Raw genomic sequence first — 20,824 nt, 5'->3', positions numbered from 1 at the left:
CCAGTACTGCGCCGCCGCGTTGGCGAGCCCCACCGTGTACGGGTACGCCGTGTCCCGCCCGATGATTCCCACACCGGCCACCCGCCCCCGCCCGCTCGCGCCGACATACCCGGGTATGCCCAGCGAGTCCGCCCACGGGGTCGTGAGCGTCCCGGGGTACAGCGACGGGGAGGGTGCGCCGCCGTCGGTGAAGGCGATGACGTACGGGCCCTGGAGGCCGAAGCGCTGGGCCTCCGTCTGGTTCTGGCCGTAGTACAGGATCTCGTACAGACCGCCGCCGTCGGCGCTCTGGTGGCGCAGCAGCGAGCGGTAGAACGGGCCGCCGGAAGCCTTCTCGTGGTTGCTGCGCACGAGCCACAGTCCCACGCCGCCGCTGCTCCAGCCGACGTGGGTGTAGTCCGTGACACGCAGCTTCGAGAAGTGCTTGGAGCGGGTCTGCCCGTCGGGCTTGGCGAACACGTCCGAGGCCTCGATGGCGGTCGGGGCGTAGGTGTAGGAGTCGGGCTCGTCGTTGCGGAACAGCCCGGCCTTCACCCGCAGGATGAACCGGGTCGCGGTGACCGAGTCGTCGGCTTTCTCGGTCCACAGGTAGACGTTGTCCTCGCCGCTGCGGGCCGCGTAGTAATGCCGCAGCGTGCCGTACGCGACCGAGATCAGGATCGTGGACCCGGACTGCCGCAGGGTGACCGTGGAGCTGCCGAGGCCGGACTCGATGTGCGAGTTCTTGCCGCCGTAGCCCTGGTACTCCGTGCCCCGGTAGACCAGCGAGGTCAGGTCGCCGTTGGACTTGCTCACCTTGAAGACCAGGTTCGCGCCGGTGTCGACCCGGTAGTGCGTGCCCTCGTCGCTCCAGCCGAAGGCAGCTGTGGTCGCGGTGGACGCGGCGGTCGCCGTCGGCGGACCGCCGAGGGCCGCCGCGCCGGCGGCGGCCGCGGTGCCGAGGACGAGGGTGCGGCGGCCGACGGGGCGGTGCGCGGATGCGGACACGGGGTGCCTCCTTCGGGAGGTGCGGGGGTGCGGGTGACAGGCAGAGTGACAGTTGAATCGATTTCACGAAAGGGCTTTCACAGCAGGAGAGTCGGAACCCGGAGTAAATCCGCTCCAGGCCTAGAAAGCGCTTGCAGGAAGCGGTACGGTCCTCCGCCAGACCACGTCGTCGGGATCGAGGAGCCGGGAATGAGACGTTTCAGTATCGCCGCGCTGGCGGCCGTCACCCTGGGGGCCGCGCTGTCCACCGGACCCGCCCACGCCGGACCCGCCCGCGCCGGCGCAGCCGACCCCGGTACCGCCCACACCGGCACCGCCGCGCCCGCGCCCGGCATCGCGAACTGTGCCGCGGGCACCTGCCGCTTCGACGTCCCGCCCGGCACCTACGACGTCAAGGTCCTGCTCGGCGGCGACACCGCGTCCAGCACCCGGATCACCGGCGAGACCCGGCGCGCCCTGCTCCCCGAGACCGCCGCCCCGGCCGGCGAACGCGTCGCCCGCAGCTTCACGGTGGACGTCCGCACCCCCGAGGGCGAGCCCACCGGCCCCGCCGGCACCGCGGGCCTGGACCTCGTCATCGGCGGCTCGGCCCCCGCCCTCGCCGGCATCCGCGTCACCCCCGCACGGCACTCCCGGCAGATCTTCCTCGTCGGCGACTCCACCGTCTGCGACCAGCCCGGCGACCCGTACGCCGGCTGGGGCCAGCACCTGCCGCAGTACCTCCGCAAGGGCCTGTCCGTCGCCAACCACGCCGACTCCGGCGAGAGTACGGTCACCTACCGGCAGGACCCCCGGCTCTGGGCCACCGTGGAGCCGCTCGTCCGCCCCGGCGACCTGGTCCTGATCCAGCTCGCCCACAACGACAAGACCACCGACGGGGTCACCTACCGGGCCAACCTCGAAGCCCTGGTGGACGGCGTCCGCGCGAAGGGTGGCGAGCCGGTCCTCGTCACCCCGATCGTCCGCCGCTGGTTCAACTCCGACGGCACGCTCGACAACAACACCGCACTGCTGGTCAACGGCCTCGGCGTGGACCACCCGGCCGTCATCCGCTCGGTCGCCGCCGACCGCCGGGTGCCGCTGATCGACCTCACGGCGAAGACCAAGGCGGTCGTGGAATCGCTCGGCACCGAGGCGTCCAAGGCGCTGTACCTCACCAACGAGAAGCGCGACAACACCCACACCTCCGTCCACGGCGCCACGGTCTACGCGGCCCTGGTCCGCGACGAACTCCTCGCCCAGCACCTCGTGCCGCGGGGCCTCGTCCGCGCGGAATGAGCCCCTGGGGCACCCCGACCGGAACCGGGGCGCCCCAGGTTCGGGCCGACGGCCCCCACCGCGCCGTCGGCGGCTCGCAGCGGGCACCTCTCAGGACGGGCACTCCTCGGCATGCGGCACCTCTCAGGACGGCACTCCGTAGCAGGAGACCAGCGCGGCGGCGCGGTCGCGCAGGGAGGTGCGCAACCACTGCGGGGCCAGGGCTTCCGCGTCCGTGGTGAGCTGCCACAGCGCCCATTCGGCGTGCCGCGCGTCCTGGTAGGTCACCTCCAGCCGCAGCCGGCCGTCCGCGTCGGGTTCCTCGGCGCGGACGGCCAGTGCGGTGCTCACCAGTTCCTCCCACCGCGCCGGATCCACCCGCACCAGCACGGTGACGTGGTCGCCGGACAGGAACTGCGCACAGCGCTCCCGCCAGACCCGGTCCAGGTCGACCCGTTCCGGCCGCTGTGCCGGTTCGAGGAGTTCCTCGGCGGCCAGCACCCGTGACAGCCGGTAGGTGCGGTCCGCGCCGGACCGGGTGGCCAGCAGGTAGCCCCGGTCGCGTACGGTGACCAGGCCGATCGGGTCCACGGTGCGCCACTGCGGCGCCTGGCCCGTGGCCGCGTAGTGGATGCGCAGCCTGTGGCCGGCGAGCACCGCGCGCCGCACCTCGATCATCGTGGTGCCGGGCAGCTCCTCGGTGGCCGGGCGGCGGGACAGCAGATCGCTCTCCGGGTCGACGAGCAGCCGCCGGGCCGCGTCGCTCGCGGCGGCCCGATGGCCCTCGGGCAGCGCGTCGGCCACCTTGCGCATGGCCGAAGCGAGCGCTGAGCCGAGGCCGAACACCTGCTCCGCGCGCCCCGCTCCCGCGACCAGCAGGGCAAGCGCCTCGTCGTGGTTCATCCCGGTGAGATCGGTCCGGAAATCGGGCAGCAGCGCGAAGCCGCCGTGCCGTCCGCGTTCGGCGTAGACCGGGACGCCGGCCGCGGACAGCGCCTCGATGTCGCGCAGCACGGTGCGGGTGGACACCTCCAGCTCGCGGGCCAGCGCGGCCGCGGTCAGCCGGCCGTGCCGACGCAGCAGCAGCACCAACGAGATCAACCGGTCGGCACGCATACGAGGAACGCTAGCGACATACGTGACTGAGGATGTCGTGATTCGCGGGGAGGCTGGTTCACCGTGACGCCGGAGCCGGTGCGCCGCCGAGCCTTCGGACGTCCGCACCGCCCGAACCGAATGGAGCTGATGTGGCGATGGAGCGATCGACGGTCAACCCGTGGACGTGGTCGGAGCAACTGGGCTACAGCCAGGGTGAGATCGTCTCCGGGCACACCCGGACCCTGTACTGCTCCGGGCAGGCCGCGATGAGCGGTGACGGCAAGCCCCGGCATGCCGGTGACATGGCGGCGCAGTTGGCGCTGGCCATGGACAACCTGGAGGCCGTGCTCGGCGCGGCCGGCATGTCCCTCGCGAACCTGATCCGGCTCGACGTCTACACCACCGACGTCGACCGGCTCTTCGAGCGCTACGGCGTGCTGGCGTCGCGTCTGGGCGCCGCCGGGGTGGCGCCGGCCACCACGATGCTCGGGGTGACACGGCTCGCCCTCCCCGACCTGATGGTCGAGTTGGAGGGGACCGCGGTCGCGTGAGGTGACCTCACCGCCTCCGGGAGGGTTGCCGGCCGGACCGGGTGCGCGCGGACAGCGCGTGGGCGGGGGATCCACTCGCGCAGGGCGGTCGGTGGGACCCACTCGGGAGAGCAGCGCCCCGGATCAGTCCTCCGGGCGCGCCCCGCGGGTGGCTCCCGCCGACGCCGCCACCACGCACAGCACCGCGAGCCACTGCGACCAGTGCAGCGACTCCTGGAGCACGATGAGGCCGATGAGGGCCGCCATCGCCGGTTCCAGGCTCATCAGGATGCCGAACACACGCGGTGGCATCCTGCGGAGGGCCTCCAGGTCCAGGGAGTAGGGGATCACCGACGACAGCAGCGCCACGCCGAGCCCCGCCGCCAGCACCCACGGCTGGATCAGCGCCGTTCCGCTCTCGGCCACGCCGAACGGCACGGCCACCAGTGCCGCGACGGCCATGCCCAGGGCCAGGCCGTTGCCTTCCGTGGTGTGCCGGCCCAGCGCCGCGCCGACCAGGATGTACAGGCCCCAGAAGGTGCCTGCGGCGAGGGCGAACAGGAAGCCGACGAGGTCGAGGTCGCCGCGTCCGCCCATCAGCAGGACCACTCCGCCCGCCGCGAGCAGGGCCCAGAAGGCGTCCAGCCATCGCCTGGAGCCGGCCAGCGCCACCGTCAGCGGTCCGAGGAACTCGATGGTCACCGCGATCCCCAGCGGGATCCTCTCCAGCGCGAGGTAGAAGCACAGGTTCATCAGGGCGAGGATCACGCCGTAGCCGACGACGACTGTCCACGCGCGGCGACTCATGCGCAACGTCGGCCGCCACAGCAGCATCAGCACCGCCGCCGCGAAGAGCAGCCGCAGCGCGACCGTCCCGAAGCTGCCCACGGCGCCGAACAGGTGCTTGGCCAGTGCGGAGCCCACCTGGACGCTGACGATGCCGAGCAGGACCAGGGCCGGCGGCGGGATCGCGTCGAAGGTGCGTCCGGCGAGCGCGGACAGGGGGGCCCGGGGGGAGGGGCCGTGTTCGGTTCCGTCGACGACGTTCAGGGTGGCCACCCGTGGAGTATCGACGCCCGGGCGCCCGCGCGTCGTTCGATTTTTCGTCACCCGAGCACTGTGAAAGCGCTTGCCAGGCTGTTCGATCCGTGGTGACCTGCGGGAGCCCTCCACGCCCGAACCGCGCAGGAGAGAAAGAGGACCGATGCAGCTGCCCCCCGAGGACCGCACGCTCAGCCCGTACACCGGATACACCCGTGCCCACTGGGAGGCGGCGGCCGACGCGCTGCTCGCGGCCGTGGAGCCGTACGCCACCGGGGACTTCGCGCTCTACCACCTCCCCGGCGACCGGGAGAGCCGGTCCGGCCGCCTCTCCGACGGCCTGGAGGGTTACGCCCGGACCCTGCTGCTGGCGGCCCTCTGCCGGGACGAGACGGCGTTGCAGCGCTACGCCGACGGACTCGCGGCCGGCACCGCGGGCGTCTGGCCGCGTGTGCGCAGCCGCACCCAGCCGCTGGTGGAAGCGGCGTCGATCGCGCTGGCGCTGCGGCTGACCCGGCCGCTGCTGTGGGACCGGCTGGACGAGCCGGTGCGGCAGCGCGCGGCGGCCTGGCTCGCGGACGCGCTCCACGCCGAGGCCTGGCCCTGCAACTGGGAGCTGTTCCCGGTGACCGTGGGCGGCTTCCTCCAGGAGATCGGATACGAGACGCAGGCGTCCGGGGCGGCGATCGACCGCGGTCTGGAGCGGATCGAGAAGTGGTATCTCGGCGACGGCTGGTACACGGACGGCGACGGCCGGAAGTTCGACTACTACAACGGCTGGGCGATGCACCTGTATCCGGTGCTGCACGCGTGGCTGGCGGACGACGGTGAACTGCTGACCGCATACGGCCGACGGTTGTCGGTACACCTCACCGACTACGCCCGGCTGTTCGGCGCCGACGGCGCCCCCGTCCATCAGGGCCGCTCCCTCACCTACCGCTTCGCCACCACGGCCCCCCTCTGGCTCGGCAGCCTCACCGGCCATACACCCCTGACGCCCGGCGAGACCCGCCGGCTGGCCTCCGGCGCCCTGAAGTACTTCCTCGACCGGGGCGCGGTCGACGAGCACGGCCTGCTCACCCTCGGCTGGCACGGCCCCGACACATCGGTCCTGCAGGGCTACTCCGGCCCCGCCTCCCCCTACTGGGCGAGCAAGGGCTTCCTCGGCCTGCTCCTGCCCCCGGACCACGCCGTGTGGACCGCCGAGGAGGAGCCGGGCCCGGCGGAGCGGGAGGACGCCGTCACCCCCGTCGGCCCGCCCAACTGGCTGCTGCAGTCGACGCGTTCGGACGGCTTGGTCCGCCTGCACAACCACGGCAGCGAGGACGTCCGCTACGACCCGCACTACACCCGCCTCGCCTACTCGACGGCGACACGGCCCGACCCGGCGTACGACAACAGCGTCATCGTCGGCGGAGATCCGAGCCGTACGGAGATCGTGCCGCTGGGCGTGGGCGACGGCTGGGCGGCGTCGCGGCACTCGGCGGGCGGGGGAGCACGGGTGACAAGTGCCGTGCTCGCGCACGGGGCCGCCGAGGTGCGGGCACACCTGGTGACGGGGCCGGCGCCCGGTACGCCGGTGCGGGTCACCGGATGGGCCGCGGGAGACGGCCTGCGCGCCGAACTGCTCCCGCTGCACGGCCTGTCCGACACGCTGACCGGTGTCACCGGCGGCGACCGGGCCCCCGGCAACGACGGCGCCACGGAGGGCGACGGCGTCCCCGGCAACGACGGCACCCCCGGCAACGGAACCCTCTTCGTCGCCCTCGCCCGCCTCACCGCCGACCCGGACCCCGTGCCGCTCGCCGACACGGTCACCGTCCGGGTGGACGAGGGCGCCGGAGAGCTGGAGGTCCGCTGGAGTCACGGGCCCGCGCTGCGCGTCCGGCTGGACGCGGACGGGGCGGACGTACGCCCGGTGTGAGTCCGGTCGCCCGCCCGGCGCGGGTCCTGGCGCGGACGCTTCGGCCGGTACCGAACGGATCCGCGCCTACCGTGCGGACATGACCGAAACGCCCACCGGCCCGACCGCCTTCGCCGAACTCCACCACAGCGGACCGCCCCTCCTCCTGCCCACCGCCTGGGACCACGCCTCCGCGCGGCTGTTCGCGGCACAGGGCTTCCCCGCGATCGGTACGACCAGTCTCGGGGTCGCGGCGGCGGCCGGGCTGCCGGACGGTACGGCGGCGACCCGGGACGAGACGCTGCGTCTGGCCCTCGCCCTGGGCGCGGAGCCGTTCCTGCTGTCGGTGGACGCGGAGGGCGGCTTCGCCGACGACCCGGAGCAGGTGGCGGAGTTCGCCCGGGAACTGGCCGTCGTCGGGGCCGCGGGGATCAACCTGGAGGACGGTCTCGGCTCGCCCGCGCGGCACGCGGAGAAGATCGCGGCGGTGAAGTCGGCGGCCCCCGGCCTCTTCGTCAACGCCCGCACGGACACGTACTGGCTGGGCGACGGCGAGGGCACCGGGCGCCGTCTGGCGGCCTACGTCGAGGCGGGCGCGGACGGTGTGTTCGTGCCCGGCCTCAGCGACCCGGCCGGGATCGCCGCCCTGGTCGCGGACCTCGGCGGCGTCCCCCTCAACATCCTGTACGCGCCCCACGGCCCCACCGTCGCCCACCTCGCCGACCTGGGTGTACGCCGGATCAGCCTCGGCTCGCTGCCGTACCGGCGGGCGCTGGGTGCGGCCGTGGAGGCGGTCGGGGAGATCCGCGCGGGGCGCGTGCCGCGGGGTGCGGTGCCGTCCTACGACGATGTGCGGGCGTTGGCCGGCCGGCCCGCCGCGGGGTGACCCAGTGTGTCCGCGAGCCGGTCGGCGAACGCCTCCGGGTGCTCCAGGGCTCCCAGGTGACCGCCGGGGAACTCGGCGAAGGCGCCGCCCGTCCGCTCGGCGAGGACCCGCGCGGTGCGGTGCAGAAGCCGCCCGCGTGAGCCGTCGCCCGCCGCGAGGGTGAGGCGGGCGGCGGCCGGTGCGGTCAGGTGGGGGACGTAGGAGGTGAAGGGGACCAGGACGTGCGCGAGGAACAGCGCCATCGGCTGGGACAGTTCCTCCGCGCGGGTGAGGGGCTGCCCATCGGGCACGGCGTCCGGTGTCCGCTCCTCCAGCGTGGCGGCGAGGCGTTCCGCGGCGGCGGCCGGGCCCGCGGCGCGGTAGGTGTCGTACACCTCCCGGAACGCGGCCCGCTGCCGGGCCCCGTCGGGCAGGGCGGCCACGCACGGCGGCTCGTGCGCGACGACGTGCCGCAGCCGCCGGGGGTGCCGGGCGAGCAGGTCGAGCGCGGCGATGCCGCCGGAGCTGGTGCCGAGGACGTACGCGGACTCACCGTCGGGCAGCACCGCCTCCAGCACGTCCCGGGCGCCGTCGCTCCACTCCTCGACCCGCTGGTCGGCGACGGGCCGGCCGAGCCGCCCGTGGGCGAGGCCGAGCGGGTCGTACGTCACGACCGTGAAGCGCTCGGCGAGGCGCCGGGTCAGCGGGCCGAGACCCATCGGGTGCCCGGTGCCGCCGGGGACGACGAGCAGGACGGGCCCGTCGCCGCACACGTCGTGGTCACTCATGGGGGTGGTCGTTCTCCTCGCGGGGCCAGTGCGTCAGGGCCGTGTGCAGGGCGTCGACGGCACGGTTCCAGGACTGCTGTACGTCACGGGGGGCGCCGAAGCCGCCGCCGGCCTCCAGGACGCAGTAACCGTGGAAGGTGGCGCGCAGCAGGCGCACGGCGTCGGTGAGGTCGGGTTCGTCGAGGCCGTAGGCGCGCAGCATGCCGTAGGTGATCTCGGCGGTGCGGCGCAGGGCGGGGGAGTCGGCGAGGAGGGACTGGTCGATCCGGATCTGGGTGGCCGCGTACCGGCCGGGGTGCTCCAGCGCGTACGCGCGGTAGGCGCCCGCGAACGCGGCCAGCGCGTCCTTGCCCGCGCGTCCGGCGACGGCCGCCGCGATCCGGTCGATCAGCTCGCCGCCGGCCCGCAGCGCCATCCGGGTGCGCAGGTCCTGAAGGTTCTTGACGTGCGAGTACAGACTCGCGTCCTTGACGCCGAAGCGGCGTGCCAGCGCGGACAGGGTGACGTTCTCGAACCCGGCCTCGTCGGCGAGTTCGACGGCGGCCGTGACGAGACGGTCCGCGGTGATACCGGCACGGGGCACGGCGCTCCTCCCTGACTTCACCTAGGGGCTCTAGGAAAAAGCCTAGTGAAGCCAGGGAGTGGGTGGCGAGGGACTTTCAGCCGATCGGCGCGTACAGCACACCCAGCTTGTCGATCTCGGCGCCCGCACGGCCGGTGAAGCCGACGATCTGCCGGCCCGGCGGTGCGGTGAACGTGGCCGCGTCCGCGGTGGGCGTGCCGGAGGCGAGCGTGCGGCCCCGGTCGGTGGTGAAGGCCGCCGAGAAGACCCGGGTCCGGCCGTCCTTCTGGCCGCGCGTCAGCCGCACCGACGTCAGGTGCTCGCCCGCGCCCAGCGTCAGCGACGTCGCCGTGCCGCCCGTGCCGCCGTGCGACAGGACGGTGCCGTCGGCGTGGGTCAGGGCGACGGCGTCCAGGCGGGCGCCGCCGCGCAGGGTGAGGGTGCGCGGGGCAAGGGCCCGCGGGAGGTCGTCGGCGTCGGTGAAGGCGGTGCCGTGCGGACCGCCGAAGAAGTCGCTCGCGCGCAGGGCCGGGTCGAGCGTCCAGGAGAAGCCGGTGGTGTGCGGGAAGTGGTCGGACAGGTGCTCGCCGTCGGAACGCAGGAAGCCCGCCCAGTCGTTGCGGTAGTGGGTGGCGGTCAGGTCCAGCAGGCCGTTGCCGCGGTAGAGGATCTTGTCCACCACCTCGCAGTCGTCGGCGGGCTCGGTCGCGTCGCAGACCAGCGGCTCGCCGCCCTGCGCGGGAGGCGTACCGCCCCTCACCAGCCGCACCCAGGCGTCGGTCAGGCCGTTCTCCGCCGCCAGGGTGCGGATGGTGTCGCCTGCGCGGGTGTAGCGGGTGTTGGTGTCGCCCATGACGATCACCGCGTTGCCCGCGGAGTTGGCCTGGACGAAGTCCGAGAGCTGCGCGACGTTGGCACGGCGCGCGGCCAGCGCCGCGTCCGTCACGTCGGCGTTGGTGTGCACGTTGTAGAGGTCCACGAAGACGCCCTCGGCGAGCCGGACCCGGGCGAGGGTGAAGCCCTTCGGGGTCAGGCAGTCGGTGCCGGCGCAGTCGTTCCAGTCGACGCGCTGGAAGTCCTCGAAGGGCAGGTCGGAGAGGGTGTTCAGGCCGTCACCGAACCCGGCGCCGCCGCTGGTCGCCGTCCGGTACGGGTGGGTGTCGTGGGCGTAGAGGGCCGCGTGGTGGTTGAAGTCCTCCTGGACGTTGACGATGTCGTACGTGCCGAGCCGCTGCCCGATCAGCGGGGTGTTGGTCTCCGGGTCGCTGTCGCCGAGGCCGAGGGGGAGGCCCGCGATGTTGTACGTCAGGACGGTGAACGAGCCCGTGTCCGCCGCCGCGGCGGACACGGCGAAGGGATCTGCGGCCGCAGCCGCGGCGGGCGCCGGGCCGGCGGTGACGAGCCCGGTCGTGGCCAGGACGGCGGCGGTGAGGGTGCCGAGCAGTCTTCGCATGGCGTCTCCAGGGGGAGGCGTGGCTTCTCAGATCAGGGGGCAGGGAGGCGTGGCACCTCAGGGGAGGGCGGGGGAGAAGTGAGCGGTGCTCAGCTTCCGGCCAACAGAGCCGCCGGGCAAGGGAGATCGGGGAAACCGTGAAAGTCCCGACGAGCGGCCGTGTCCGGTATCCCTGGCGCTCACCCCCGAGTCCTGCCCCATTCATCTTCCACGCCGATCCTCCTGACGCGGCGCGGCTGCGCGCCCAAGAAGGCGGCCGCGGAAGGCAGCGGCATCGAGGAGGCACACCATGGGGCACGTCCACCAGCACGGCCACGGGCACCACCATCACCACGACCACGACCACCCGCACGACCACGCGGCCCTGCCCGCCGCCTTCGACACCACCGTCCCCGACGAGGCCCTGACCCCCGAACAGCAGTCCCGCCGCTCGCTGCTGCGCCGCGCCGGACTGCTCGGCGCGGGCCTGGCGGCGGCCAGCGTGCTCACGCCGCAGTCGCAGCCCGCGAACGCCACCACGAACGCCGCGAAGGCCGCGAGCACCGCCGCGGGCGGCCGGAAGCGGGACGGCTTCCTGTGGCTCGCGGGCGACCACCACATCCACACCCAGTACAGCAGCGACGGCAAGTACCGCGTCGTCGACCAGGTACGCCAGGGCGCCCGGCACGGCATGGACTGGCTGGTCATCACCGACCACGGCAGCGCCACCCACGCCAAGATCGGCGTGGAGAAGGTCAACCCGGACATCAAGGCGGCCCGCGCGGCCTACGAGGACACCCTCGTCTTCCAGGGCCTGGAGTGGAACATCCCGGCCGCCGAGCACGGCACCGTCTTCGTGCACCCCGGCCGCAACGAGGTCGCCGTTCTCAAGCAGTTCGAGACCGACTACGACGGCAGCGTCAAGGGCGCCACCGACTCCACGCCCGCCAACGAGGCGCTCGCCGTGGCGGGCCTGAGCTTCCTCGCCGAGCAGGTGCGGGCCCGCAAGGTCAAGGACGCGCTGATGCTCGCCAACCACCCCGCGCGGCGCGGCGTCGACTCCCCGCACGAGATCCGCGCGTGGCGCGACGCCACCCCGGCCGAGCACCAGATCGCCGTCGGCTTCGAGGGCGCCCCCGGTCACCAGGCCGCGGGCCTCCCGGCCCCGCTCGGCATGAACCGCGCCCGCGGCATCTACGACAACAACCCCAGCGCCAACTCCTTCCCCGGCTACCCGCCGGAGTCCTACCGCACCTGGGGCGGCTTCGACTGGATGACCGCCACGGTCGGCGGCCTGTGGGACAGCCTCCTCGCCGAGGGCAAGCCCTGGTGGATCACCGCCAACTCCGACTCCCACCAGATCTACGGCGACACCACGACGCGCGGCCCGGGCGGCGACTTCAACCGCGACGGCCGCCACCCGGACCCCGTCTACGCCGGGAAGATCGACGTCACCCAGGGCGACTACTGGCCCGGCCAGTACAGCCGCACCCACGTCGGCGCGGACGGCTTCTCCTACGCCGCCGTCATGGACGGCATCCGCGCCGGACGCATCTGGGTCGACCACGGCCAGCTGATCAGCGGCCTCGACGTCCGGATCGCGGGCGGCCGGCGCTGGGCCACCCTCGGCGGCGCCCTGCACGTCCGGAAGGGCACCCGGGTGACGCTGACGGCGGACGTGGCCCTGGCCGGCGGCCCCAACTGGGCCGGGTTCGTGCCGAGACTGGCCCGGGTCGACGTCATCCAGGGCGACGTGACCGGCGAGGCGACGGACAAGGACACCTTCACCGCCCCGACCGCCAAGGTGGTCAGGTCCTACGAGGTGAACAAGTCGACCGGCACCGTCCGCCTCACCTACGACCTCGGCCGGGTCGACCGCCCCGTCTACGTCCGGCTGCGCGGCACCGACGGCAACCGCACCGCCGTGGGCCCGATGGGCGCGGCCGTCGACCCGGCGGGCCCGGCGCTCGACGTGGTCGGCGACGCCGACCCGTGGCGCGACCTGTGGTTCTACTCCAACCCGGTCTGGGTCCTGCCGTCATGACCGGGCTGCATGTCCCATCGGGTGTCCCGTCGGATGCCCCGTCGGACGTCCCGTCCGCCCGGCCGTCCCACGTCCCGCCGTACGTCCTCACCGTGGACCCGGGGCTGACCGACCTGCGCGCGGCCGACCACCTGCTGCGCCGGCTGGCGGCCGAACTCGCGCTCCCCGAGGACACGTTCGGCTGCACGCACCTGCTGCGGGACGGCCGGCCGCGGGTCGCCCTCTCCCTCACCACGTCCGCGGAGGGCTGCCGGGAACGGCTGGCCGCCCAGGGGTACGAGGCGACGGGCGGCGCCCCCGACGCGGTGGGGCGCGCGGTGCTCTTCCCGGGCGCCGACGGCCTCACCGGCACGCTGACGGTCGCGGAGCTGCTGTCCCGTTCCGCGATCGACCGGGTGAGCGTGCTGGGGGCGGGCGGGTCACCCGACCCGGAGACGCCGCTGGTGACCCGGGACCACGTCCGCCCCCAGTGGCAGCGCGGCGAACTGGTGCTGACCGTCATGCCCGCCGCGGGCGGCCGGCTCACCCCGTTCGAGGTCCCGGACCCGACCCCGTGCTGCGCGGACCACTGACCGCGCGGGACGGCCCGGACCGCCGGCCGGCGCCCGCACCGGGCACCGGCCGACGGCGGTGTCTCAGCCGGTCGCCTCGAAGAGGAAGGAGAAGACGGCCGGTTCGGCCCGCAGGTGGTACCGCGGCAGCGCGCCGGGACCGCAGGACTGGGAGCCGAGCCCCATCTGACCGTGGTCGAGATTCACCCACACCGTGTCGCCGGGCGTCAGGTCCGAGAGATGCCCGGCGGCGTCCAGCTGCTCGTTCGTCCAGCGCCGGGCGCTGAACCAGAACGCCGGGTCGCCCTCGATCCGCAGCCCGCCCAGCTCCGCCCAGCGGACGTCGGCGCGGGCGCCGTTCTCCTGGGGACGGACGTACGGCGTCTGCAGATCGTCCACGGTCGACCGCCAACGGCCGGTCATCGACGCCGCCCTGCTGTCCGGGTACGCCTCACCGGGCCCGCCGCCGAACCACGTCACCTCCTGTGCCGCCGCCAGTCCGAACCGGATGCCGAGCCGCGGCAGCGGCAGCCTCCAGTCGCCCTCGGGCGTCACGGAGACGGTGAGCTGCACACGGTCGCCGTCCGACGTCCAGCGGTATGCGGTGCGCAGCCCGATGTCGGCGGCGGCCGGCGCCACCCGCGTCCGCACCGTCAGCGCCTCGTCGCCCACCTCCACCCCGTCCAGCCGGTGCCGCATCCGGTGCAGGCCCAGCTCGCGCCAGAGCAGCCCGTAGCGGGCGTCCGGCTGCCAGGGCGCCCCGTTGTCGTTGTCGGTCGGTGCCCGCCACACGTCCAGGCGCAGCCCGGACACCGCCACACCGCCGACGGCCCGCAGCGCGCCGGTGCGCGCGTCGAAGGACGCCGGGCCCAGGGACAGCCGCCCCTCGCGCACGGCCGGCCGCGCGCCCGCCGCCGGCGACGGCGCGACCCGCCCGGTGACGGGCACCTGCCCCCAGGCCACCACATGGCCCCGCGGCGCCCATGCCGTCGCCTCGGCGGTCACCGCCCGCACCGTCCACCGCGTCTCCGCCCCGGCGGGCGCGTCGGCCGGCCGCGGCGGCAGCTTCACCTCCGCCGACCCGCCCGGCGCCAGCGGGGGCACGGACAGCTGGCCGGTCCCGGCCGTCTCGCCGTCCACCTGGTACGACCACTCGAACGCGAGCCAGGACAGATCCGCGAAGTCGTGCCGGTTGGTGACCCGGACGGTGCCGTCCCCGCCGTCGCCGTCGATCCGGACCGGCTCGATCACCTTCCGGTACTCGGCCAGCCCGGGGGACGGCCTGCGGTCGGGGAGGACCAGCCCGTCGCAGACGAAGTTCCCGTCGTGCAGCTCCTCGCCGAAGTCGCCGCCGTACGCGTAGCCGAACCGGGGATGCCGGATGCCGTGGTCGATCCACTCCCAGACGAAGCCTCCCTGGAGCCGTTCGTACGTCTCGAACAGCCGCTGGTAGTCGGCGAGTCCGCCGGGGCCGTTGCCCATGGCGTGGGCGTACTCGCAGAGCACGAACGGCAGTCGGCGCCGCTTGCGGGTGCCGCCGTCCAGGCCGCGGCCGATCTTCTCGACCTCGTCGTGGAAGGCGTACATCCGCGAGTACACGTCGGTGTCCCGGCAATCGCTGTCGCCCTCGTAGTGGATCAGCCGCGAGCCGTCCCGGCCGCGGATCCACTCCGCCATGGCGGTCAGGCCGCGCCCGGTGCCGGCCTCGTTGCCGAGGGACCAGACGACCACCGACGGATGGTTCTTGTCCCGTTCCACCATGCGGGCGGCGCGGTCCAGCAGCGCCGGGGTCCAGCGGTCGTCGTCCACGGGGTTGTCGCGCCAGGCCTGCTCGGTGAACCCGTGGGTCTCCAGGTCGCACTCGTCGATCACCCACAGCCCGTACTCGTCGCACAGGTCGAGGAAGGCCGGGTGCGGCGGATAGTGCGAGGTGCGCACGGCGTTGATGTTGTGCCGCTTCATCAGCAGCACGTCCTCGCGCATCGTCGCCGTGTCGAGGGCCCGCCCCCGCTCCGGGTGCCACTCGTGGCGGTTGACGCCCTTGAACAGCACCGGCCTGCCGTTGACCTTGATCAGGCCGTCCTCCACGACGACGGTCCGGAAGCCGATCCGCAGCGGTACCCGCTCGCCCGGCGTCGCCAGCACCCCCTCGTACAGCCGGGGCGTCTCCGCCGTCCACGGCTCCACCGGGACGGTGACCGGCTCGCCGGCCGCGATGTCGACGCCCAGCTCGGGGACGGTGATCCGGCCGGGCACCTCGGAGTCGACCCGCAGGGTGCCCGCGCCGCTGGTGTGGTCGTAGGAGGCGTGCACGAAGAAGTCGCCCGCGGCGCCCTCGGGGCGGTGCAGCAGGGTGACGTCCCGGAAGATGCCGGGCAGCCACCACTGGTCCTGGTCCTCCAGATAGGAGCCGGCGGACCACTGGTGGACGCGGACCGCCAGCACATTGTCCGCAGTCCTCAGCAGACGGCCGACCGCGAACTCGTGCGGCAGCCGGGAGCCCTTGAACTCGCCCAGTTCCGTGCCGTTCAGCCACACCCGCGCGCAGGACTCCACCCCCTCGAAGCGGAGCACCGCGGCGCCGTCCGCCGGCCAGTCCGCGGGCAGGTCGAAGACGTGCAGATGGTCGCCGGTGGGGTTCTCGGTCGGGACGCGCGGCGGGTCGACCGGGAAGGGGTAGAGGTGGTTGGTGTAGATCGGCGCACCGTGGCCCTGGAGGACCCAGTGGCCCGGGACGGTGATCTCCGGCCAGCCCGTGGCGTCGTACCCGGGCTCGGCGAACGAGTGATCCTCGGCGTCCGCCGTAGCGGACAGCCGGAACCGCCAGCGGCCGTTCAGCGACAGGGCGGGCGCGTCGGAGGACGCGTACCAGGCGCGCGGCGGGAGGCAACCGCGGCCGGGGGAGACGTCCTCGACGTAGTCGACGGAATCGATGTGAGGGACGTGTTCGACGTGATCGGCGGACGCGGGGGTCGTGCGCACAGACATCGGTCTCCTAGCTCAGCCCTTGATGCCGGTCTGGGCGATCCCCTGGACCAGCCAGCGCTGGAGGAAGAGGAACACGAACACCAGGGGCAGGATGGAAATGGCCGTGGCCATGAAGATCAGATGGAAGTTGACGGTCTGGTTGGTCATGTACGAGGAGAGCGCGACCTGGACGGTCCACGCGCTCGGGTCCTGGCCGATGACCAGCGGCCACAGGAAGGCGTTCCAGCCGCTGATGAAGGTGATGGTGGCGATGGCCGCGAAGAAGTTCAGCGAGTTGGGCACGACGACCCGCCAGTACGCCCCCCAGTGGCCGAGCCCGTCCACGCGCGCCGCCTCCTCCAGCTCCTTGGGGAATCCCAGGAAGTACTGCCGGAACAGGAAGCAGGTGAAACCGCTGAACAGGCCCGGGACGATCAGCCCGCGGTAGGTGTCCACCCAGCCGAGTGACGACACCAGCACGAAGCTGGGGACGAAGGTGACGGCGGTCGGCACCATCAGGGTGACCAGCACGGCGTAGAAGATCTTGTCGGCGTGCCGGTACGGGATCCGGGCCAGGCCGTATCCGGCCAGCGAGCAGACCAGCAGCGTGCCGACGGTGTGCAGGGTCCCGACGACCGCCGAGTTCCACAGCGAGCGCGCGAAGTCCACCGTGGGATCGTCGAACGGCTCGGTGACGTTGCCCCACTGGATGTCGGTGGGGAAGAACTTCCACTCCTCGCCCGTGATCTCCGGATCCGTCATCAGCGCGTTGCGGACGATCAGGTAGAAGGGAACGAGGAAGAGCAGGGCGGCGACCGTGGTCGCGGCGTACAGCCCGGCGGAGCCCATGACACCGCCGCGCCGCACCCGTCGCGGTGCCGCCGGCCGGTCGGTCGTGGTGGTCACTTGGACTCGTCCCCCCTTCCGAAGCCCAGGAACTTGCCCTGGAGCAGGGTCACGACGCAGATCAGCAGCGTCAGGATCACGGCGCCCGCGCTGCCCGCGCCGTAGTCCTGGTTCTCGCCGAGGGCGATGTAGTACAGCTCGACGAGGGGAGGACGGCCCCAGGTTGACTTGGACAGCAGATTGAAGAACTCGTCGAAGGCCTGGTACGCCTGCACCAGGAGCAGCAGGATCACGGCCGTCGACGTGGCGCGCAGCTGCGGCAGGGTGATGTGCCGGAAGGTCTGCCAGCCCGGCTTCGCCCCGTCGATGGCGGCTGCCTCGTAGAGCTCCTGCGGGATGTTCTGCAGCGCCGCCAGGAACAGGATCATGAAGAACCCGGCCTGGAGCCACAGCCGGACGGTGACCAGGACCAGCCAGTACCAGGGCGGGTCGGGGCTGGCCAGCCAGGCGATGTCGTCGACGCCGAACCAGCCGAGGACGGTGTTCATCAGGCCGAAGCGGACCCCGCTGAAGATCGACATCTTCCAGATGAGGGCGGCGGCGACATAGCTCACGGCCGTCGGCAGGAAGAACACCGACCGGAAGAACGCCCGCAGGAACCGCAGCCGGTTCACCATCAGGGCGAGCCCCAGGGAGAACGCCCAGGTGGTGGGCACGATGAACGCGGCGAAGACGGTGAAGGTGACGAGCGACCCCGTGAAGTCGTCGTTCGTCAGCATGTACCGGTAGTTGTCGAAGCCGATGAACTCGCTCGGGGTGACCGTGAAGCGGGCGTCGAAGAAGGAGAGCCAGAGGCTCCAGCCGATCGGGACGTAGACGAAGATCGCCAGTCCCAGCAGGAACGGGCCGGTGAAGAGCCAGAAGTTGAAGGTGCTGCTGCCCCGCAGCCGCCGTCGCCGCCGGGCCGGGGTGGCCGGGGTCGCCGGGGCGGGGCTCTTGGGATCGCGCGTGGCGGTGGTCGACATGACGTGGCTGCCTGTCCGCCGGCCTATCCGAAGAGCTTCTTCAGCTCGCGCTCGACCTTGCCGTCCGCCTTGTCGAGCGCGGCCTCCGGGTCACCGCCCGAGCGGACGCAGTCCGCGACCACGTCCTCGATCGCGTCGATCATGGCCTGGGTGAAACCGATGTTGTCGAAGTGGCCGTACTCGTCGAACAGCCGGACGCCCTCGGCGGGCAGGCCCGACTTCAGCTTGTCGGCGGACTCGGCGATCGAGACGCGCGGCGGGACGTGGAAGCCGTAGGAGAGCGCCCAGTCCTCCTGGTACTCCTTCTGGTCGATCCACAGCCACTTCACGTACTCCTTGGCCGCCTCGACGTTCTTGCCCTTGGCGTTGACGAACATCGACCAGCCGCCGTTGTAGACGGCAGGCGCGCCGGCGTCGGTGACCTTCGGGAAGGGGAAGATGCCCAGGTCGTCGCCGAGCGCCTGCTGCATCTGCGGCATCGCCCACATGCCGCACCACTGGATCGCGGTCAGGCCCTGGTTGAGCGCGGACGGGTCCCAGAAGTCGGTCGGCGCGCCGAGCAGCAGATCGCCGCTGGTGAACAGCTTGCGCAGCTTGACCAGCCCTTCCTTGACCCCCTCGGTGTGGTAGGCGATCCGGTTCTTCTCATCGAGGGTGTCGGCACCGGCCGCCCAGATCAGCGGGCGGATCACCGCGTCCAGTTCGTTGCCGAGGAAGACGCCCTTGACCTTGTCCGTGGTGAGCTTGGCCGCGGCCTCGATCAGCTCGTCGAGGGTCGTCGGCACGTCGACGCCGGCCTTCTCGAACAGGGACTTGCGGTAGAAGAAGAACTGCGGGTCGTCGATCATCCGGATGCCGTATATCTTCCCGTCGACCGTGTGCGAGGCGATGTCGGCCTGGTTGAAGTCGTCCTTCACCGGCTCGACGAGGTCGGTCAGGTCGGCCACCTGGCCGCTGCGGACCAGCTGGATCTGCGGGTGGAACTCGAACAGGTCCGGCGCGTTGTCCGTGAGCAGCGCCGAGAACAGCTTGCTCTCGAAGTTCTCGCCGGTGATCCACTGCGTGGTGACGCCGGCTTCCCTGTACGCCTTCGCGTACCGCTTGACGGCCTGCTCGGTGCCCGGCTCGCCGTAGGCGTGGAAGTACTGGACGAGCCGCTTGCCCGAACCCGAGCCGCCGCCGCGGCCGTTGTTGCCGCCGCACGCGGCCAGCCCGCCGGCGGCGGCCAGGCCCATCGCGGCCCGCAGGACGGATCGGCGGTCCCAGGAGGAGTTGCTGAATGCCGGCATGCTGACGTCCTTGTCTGTCGAGTGCGGCTGCGGTCGGTGCCGGACGCTAACCTTCACCTAAGCCTTCGGCAAGGGGTTGGACGAAGTCCGTGCGAAACGTTGTGCCACGTTCGGGATGCCGGACGTGCCGGGGTGGCGGGCCGGTGATCCAGCGCCGCCCGCCACCCGCTCCGCACGACCGTAACCACCCCGCGCGGACCAGGACTTTCCTCCGCTACCGCCGGAACCAGGCCTGGTCGGCGCCGCCCGTGAGCTGCAGAGGATCACCCTGCTGCCGTCCGCGCTCGCCTGCCCGCTGACGTCGGGCAGGCGGGCGACCCGGGCCCGCACCCGCGGGTCGAAGTTCTTCAGGTCGTTGACCCACCAGGCGCCGGACGCGCCGATGTGTCGATGGTCTGGGCGCCGTGCGGGGAGACCTCGGCCACCGCCGGGGACTCGGCGGCGGCACCGGGGGGCGCGGACATCAGGGTTCCGGCGGCGGCCAGTGCGGCCACGGCCGTCCCGAGGATCGATCTGCTGGTGCGCAACGTGCATCCCTTCCGTCGTCACGAAGGCGGTGCGGTACGGCTCCTTGCAGGTGTCGTGCGTCGTGCTGCGGCCCGCTGTCCGACCGACCGCAACGCGCCCTCCAGCGCGAACGTCGCCGCGCCCAGGCACACCGGGTCGGTGGGGATCGGGGAGAGGACGATCTCGGTGGCGGCCAGCGGCCGCCCGAGCGCGTGCCGGGCGACGGCCTCGCGCACCTCGGCGAGCAGCGGCTCGCCCAGCGTGGCCGCGACCCAGCTGCTGAGCACGACCACCTCGGGGTTGAGCAGATTGACCAGGTCGGCGATACCGGCGCCGAGATAGCGGGCGGTGTCCCGGACCACCTTCACGGCCACCGGATCGCCCGCGGCGACCCCGTGGGCCAGTGCCCGCACGGTGGCGGTCTGGTCCTCCGGGTGGAGCAGGGTGCTGCCGGGGCTCAGCTCCCGCAGGTTCAGCATGATCCCGGGCGCGCCGACATACGTCTCCACGCAGCCGTGGTTGCCGCAGTGGCACAGCCGCCCGTCCAGCACGAGGGTGGTGTGCCCCCACTCGCCGGCGCTGTTGCTGACCCCGCGGTGCAGCCCGCCGCCCAGCACCAGGCCGGCGCCCACACCGGTCCCTAGGTTCACCACCACGGCGTCCCCGCGCCCGCGCGCGGCCCCGAACCACAGCTCGGCGACCGCGCAGGCGCGCAGCGGGTTGTCCAGGTGGAGGGGGTAGGCGATGTGCTCGGTGAGCAGGTCGAGCAGCGGGACGTCGTGCCAGTCCCAGTTGGGCGCGTACTCGGCGACCCCGGTGTCCCGGTCCACCTGCCCCGGCACGCTCACCCCGACGCCCAGCACCCGGGCGCCCTCGACGCCGGCCTGCGCGACCACCGAGCCGACCGCCGCCGCGGCATGGCCGACGACCTGCTCGGGGCGGCTCTCGCCGGGCCGCATGTCCTCCTCGGCCCGGGCCAGCACGTTCAGCGCCAGGTCGAACAGCTCGACATGGACGTACGTCTCCGCGATGTCCACGCCGATCAACGCGCCCCCCGACGCGTTGACGGCGACCAGGCCCCGGGGGCGCCCGCCCGCCGAGTCCTCGAACCCGACCTCGGTGATCATCCCGA

At 72.8% G+C, this 20,824-nt stretch carries 18 protein-coding genes; 6 read left to right on the top strand and 12 right to left on the bottom strand.

Annotated elements, in window-relative coordinates; translation table 11 throughout:
- The coding region (locus CCN42_RS27275) for a rhamnogalacturonan lyase B N-terminal domain-containing protein (protein WP_281259538.1) at nucleotides 1–987 on the bottom strand (987 nt) is incomplete at its 3' end.
- Between the two features lie 189 nt (nucleotides 988–1,176).
- Here CCN42_RS27275 and CCN42_RS27270 point away from each other — a divergent pair.
- On the top strand, nucleotides 1,177–2,265 hold the full coding sequence (locus CCN42_RS27270) for a rhamnogalacturonan acetylesterase (RefSeq protein WP_086739578.1): 1,089 nt from the start codon (nucleotides 1,177–1,179) through the stop codon (nucleotides 2,263–2,265).
- 123 nt (nucleotides 2,266–2,388) lie between these two features.
- Here CCN42_RS27270 and CCN42_RS27265 read toward each other — a convergent pair whose 3' ends face one another.
- Nucleotides 2,389–3,360, bottom strand: coding sequence for a helix-turn-helix transcriptional regulator (locus CCN42_RS27265; protein WP_086739576.1), 972 nt, complete (start codon nucleotides 3,358–3,360; stop codon nucleotides 2,389–2,391).
- A 137-nt stretch (nucleotides 3,361–3,497) separates the two neighbouring features.
- Between CCN42_RS27265 and CCN42_RS27260 the strand changes: the two genes are divergently transcribed.
- Nucleotides 3,498–3,893, top strand: coding sequence for a RidA family protein (locus CCN42_RS27260; protein ID WP_086739574.1), 396 nt, complete (start codon nucleotides 3,498–3,500; stop codon nucleotides 3,891–3,893).
- Nucleotides 3,894–4,016: 123 nt separating this feature from the next.
- Here the strand turns inward: CCN42_RS27260 and CCN42_RS27255 are convergent, their stop codons facing one another.
- On the bottom strand, nucleotides 4,017–4,931 hold the full coding sequence (locus CCN42_RS27255) for an EamA family transporter (RefSeq protein WP_086739573.1): 915 nt from the start codon (nucleotides 4,929–4,931) through the stop codon (nucleotides 4,017–4,019).
- Nucleotides 4,932–5,076: 145 nt separating this feature from the next.
- On the opposite strand from CCN42_RS27255, the gene CCN42_RS27250 reads away from it, so the two are divergent.
- Nucleotides 5,077–6,837: a DUF2264 domain-containing protein gene (locus CCN42_RS27250; protein WP_086739571.1), complete on the top strand. Its 1,761-nt coding sequence runs from the start codon at nucleotides 5,077–5,079 to the stop codon at nucleotides 6,835–6,837.
- Nucleotides 6,838–6,916: 79 nt separating this feature from the next.
- Nucleotides 6,917–7,702, top strand: coding sequence for an isocitrate lyase/PEP mutase family protein (locus CCN42_RS27245; protein WP_086739569.1), 786 nt, complete (start codon nucleotides 6,917–6,919; stop codon nucleotides 7,700–7,702).
- Here CCN42_RS27245 and CCN42_RS27240 read toward each other — a convergent pair.
- The 3 genes from CCN42_RS27240 to CCN42_RS27230 all read right to left on the bottom strand — a co-directional run bounded on the left by CCN42_RS27240 (nucleotide 7,657) and on the right by CCN42_RS27230 (nucleotide 10,484).
- A complete protein-coding gene (locus tag CCN42_RS27240) occupies nucleotides 7,657–8,469 on the bottom strand; it encodes an alpha/beta fold hydrolase (RefSeq protein WP_086739567.1) in 813 nt (270 codons plus the stop codon). The two genes, CCN42_RS27245 and CCN42_RS27240, sit on opposite strands and share 46 nt — an antisense overlap.
- On the bottom strand, nucleotides 8,462–9,052 hold the full coding sequence (locus CCN42_RS27235) for a TetR/AcrR family transcriptional regulator (protein WP_086739565.1): 591 nt from the start codon (nucleotides 9,050–9,052) through the stop codon (nucleotides 8,462–8,464). Before CCN42_RS27235 ends, CCN42_RS27240 begins: the two co-directional genes overlap by 8 nt.
- 76 nt (nucleotides 9,053–9,128) lie before the next feature.
- Nucleotides 9,129–10,484 carry a jacalin-like lectin gene (locus CCN42_RS27230; RefSeq protein WP_086739563.1) on the bottom strand — a complete coding sequence of 452 codons (1,356 nt, stop codon included), beginning with the start codon at nucleotides 10,482–10,484 and terminating at the stop codon, nucleotides 9,129–9,131.
- Nucleotides 10,485–10,773: 289 nt separating this feature from the next.
- On the opposite strand from CCN42_RS27230, the gene CCN42_RS27225 reads away from it, so the two are divergent.
- Nucleotides 10,774–12,507 carry a PHP domain-containing protein gene (locus CCN42_RS27225; protein ID WP_086739561.1) on the top strand — a complete coding sequence of 578 codons (1,734 nt, stop codon included), beginning with the start codon at nucleotides 10,774–10,776 and terminating at the stop codon, nucleotides 12,505–12,507.
- The gene (locus tag CCN42_RS27220; RefSeq protein ID WP_245877478.1) at nucleotides 12,504–13,079 is read left to right on the top strand and encodes a hypothetical protein; all 576 of its coding nucleotides are present in this window, start codon (nucleotides 12,504–12,506) and stop codon (nucleotides 13,077–13,079) included. The genes CCN42_RS27225 and CCN42_RS27220 overlap by 4 nt, the downstream gene beginning before the upstream one ends.
- Before the next feature lie 63 nt (nucleotides 13,080–13,142).
- Here CCN42_RS27220 and CCN42_RS27215 read toward each other — a convergent pair whose 3' ends face one another.
- The 6 genes from CCN42_RS27215 to CCN42_RS27190 all read right to left on the bottom strand — a co-directional run.
- Nucleotides 13,143–16,046 carry a glycoside hydrolase family 2 TIM barrel-domain containing protein gene (locus tag CCN42_RS27215; protein ID WP_086739559.1) on the bottom strand — a complete coding sequence of 968 codons (2,904 nt, stop codon included), beginning with the start codon at nucleotides 16,044–16,046 and terminating at the stop codon, nucleotides 13,143–13,145.
- A 12-nt stretch (nucleotides 16,047–16,058) separates the two neighbouring features.
- The gene (locus tag CCN42_RS27210) at nucleotides 16,059–16,874 is read right to left on the bottom strand and encodes a carbohydrate ABC transporter permease (RefSeq protein ID WP_086739582.1); all 816 of its coding nucleotides are present in this window, start codon (nucleotides 16,872–16,874) and stop codon (nucleotides 16,059–16,061) included.
- Between the two features lie 53 nt (nucleotides 16,875–16,927).
- Complete coding sequence (locus tag CCN42_RS27205) at nucleotides 16,928–17,896, bottom strand: carbohydrate ABC transporter permease (protein ID WP_086739557.1); 969 nt, start codon at nucleotides 17,894–17,896, stop codon at nucleotides 16,928–16,930.
- A 23-nt stretch (nucleotides 17,897–17,919) separates the two neighbouring features.
- Nucleotides 17,920–19,185 carry an ABC transporter substrate-binding protein gene (locus CCN42_RS27200; RefSeq protein WP_086739555.1) on the bottom strand — a complete coding sequence of 422 codons (1,266 nt, stop codon included), beginning with the start codon at nucleotides 19,183–19,185 and terminating at the stop codon, nucleotides 17,920–17,922.
- Between the two features lie 347 nt (nucleotides 19,186–19,532).
- The gene (locus CCN42_RS27195; RefSeq protein ID WP_245877477.1) at nucleotides 19,533–19,712 is read right to left on the bottom strand and encodes a hypothetical protein; all 180 of its coding nucleotides are present in this window, start codon (nucleotides 19,710–19,712) and stop codon (nucleotides 19,533–19,535) included.
- An 18-nt stretch (nucleotides 19,713–19,730) separates the two neighbouring features.
- A partial coding sequence (locus CCN42_RS27190) for an ROK family protein (protein ID WP_086739580.1) occupies nucleotides 19,731–20,824 on the bottom strand: 1,094 nt, incomplete at its 5' end.

The sequence above is a fragment of the Streptomyces glaucescens genome, from assembly GCF_002154375.1.
GTDB lineage: Bacteria > Actinomycetota > Actinomycetes > Streptomycetales > Streptomycetaceae > Streptomyces > Streptomyces glaucescens.
The sequence above is the reverse complement of the archived record's forward strand: the minus strand, read 5'-3'. Positions and strand labels throughout refer to the sequence as shown.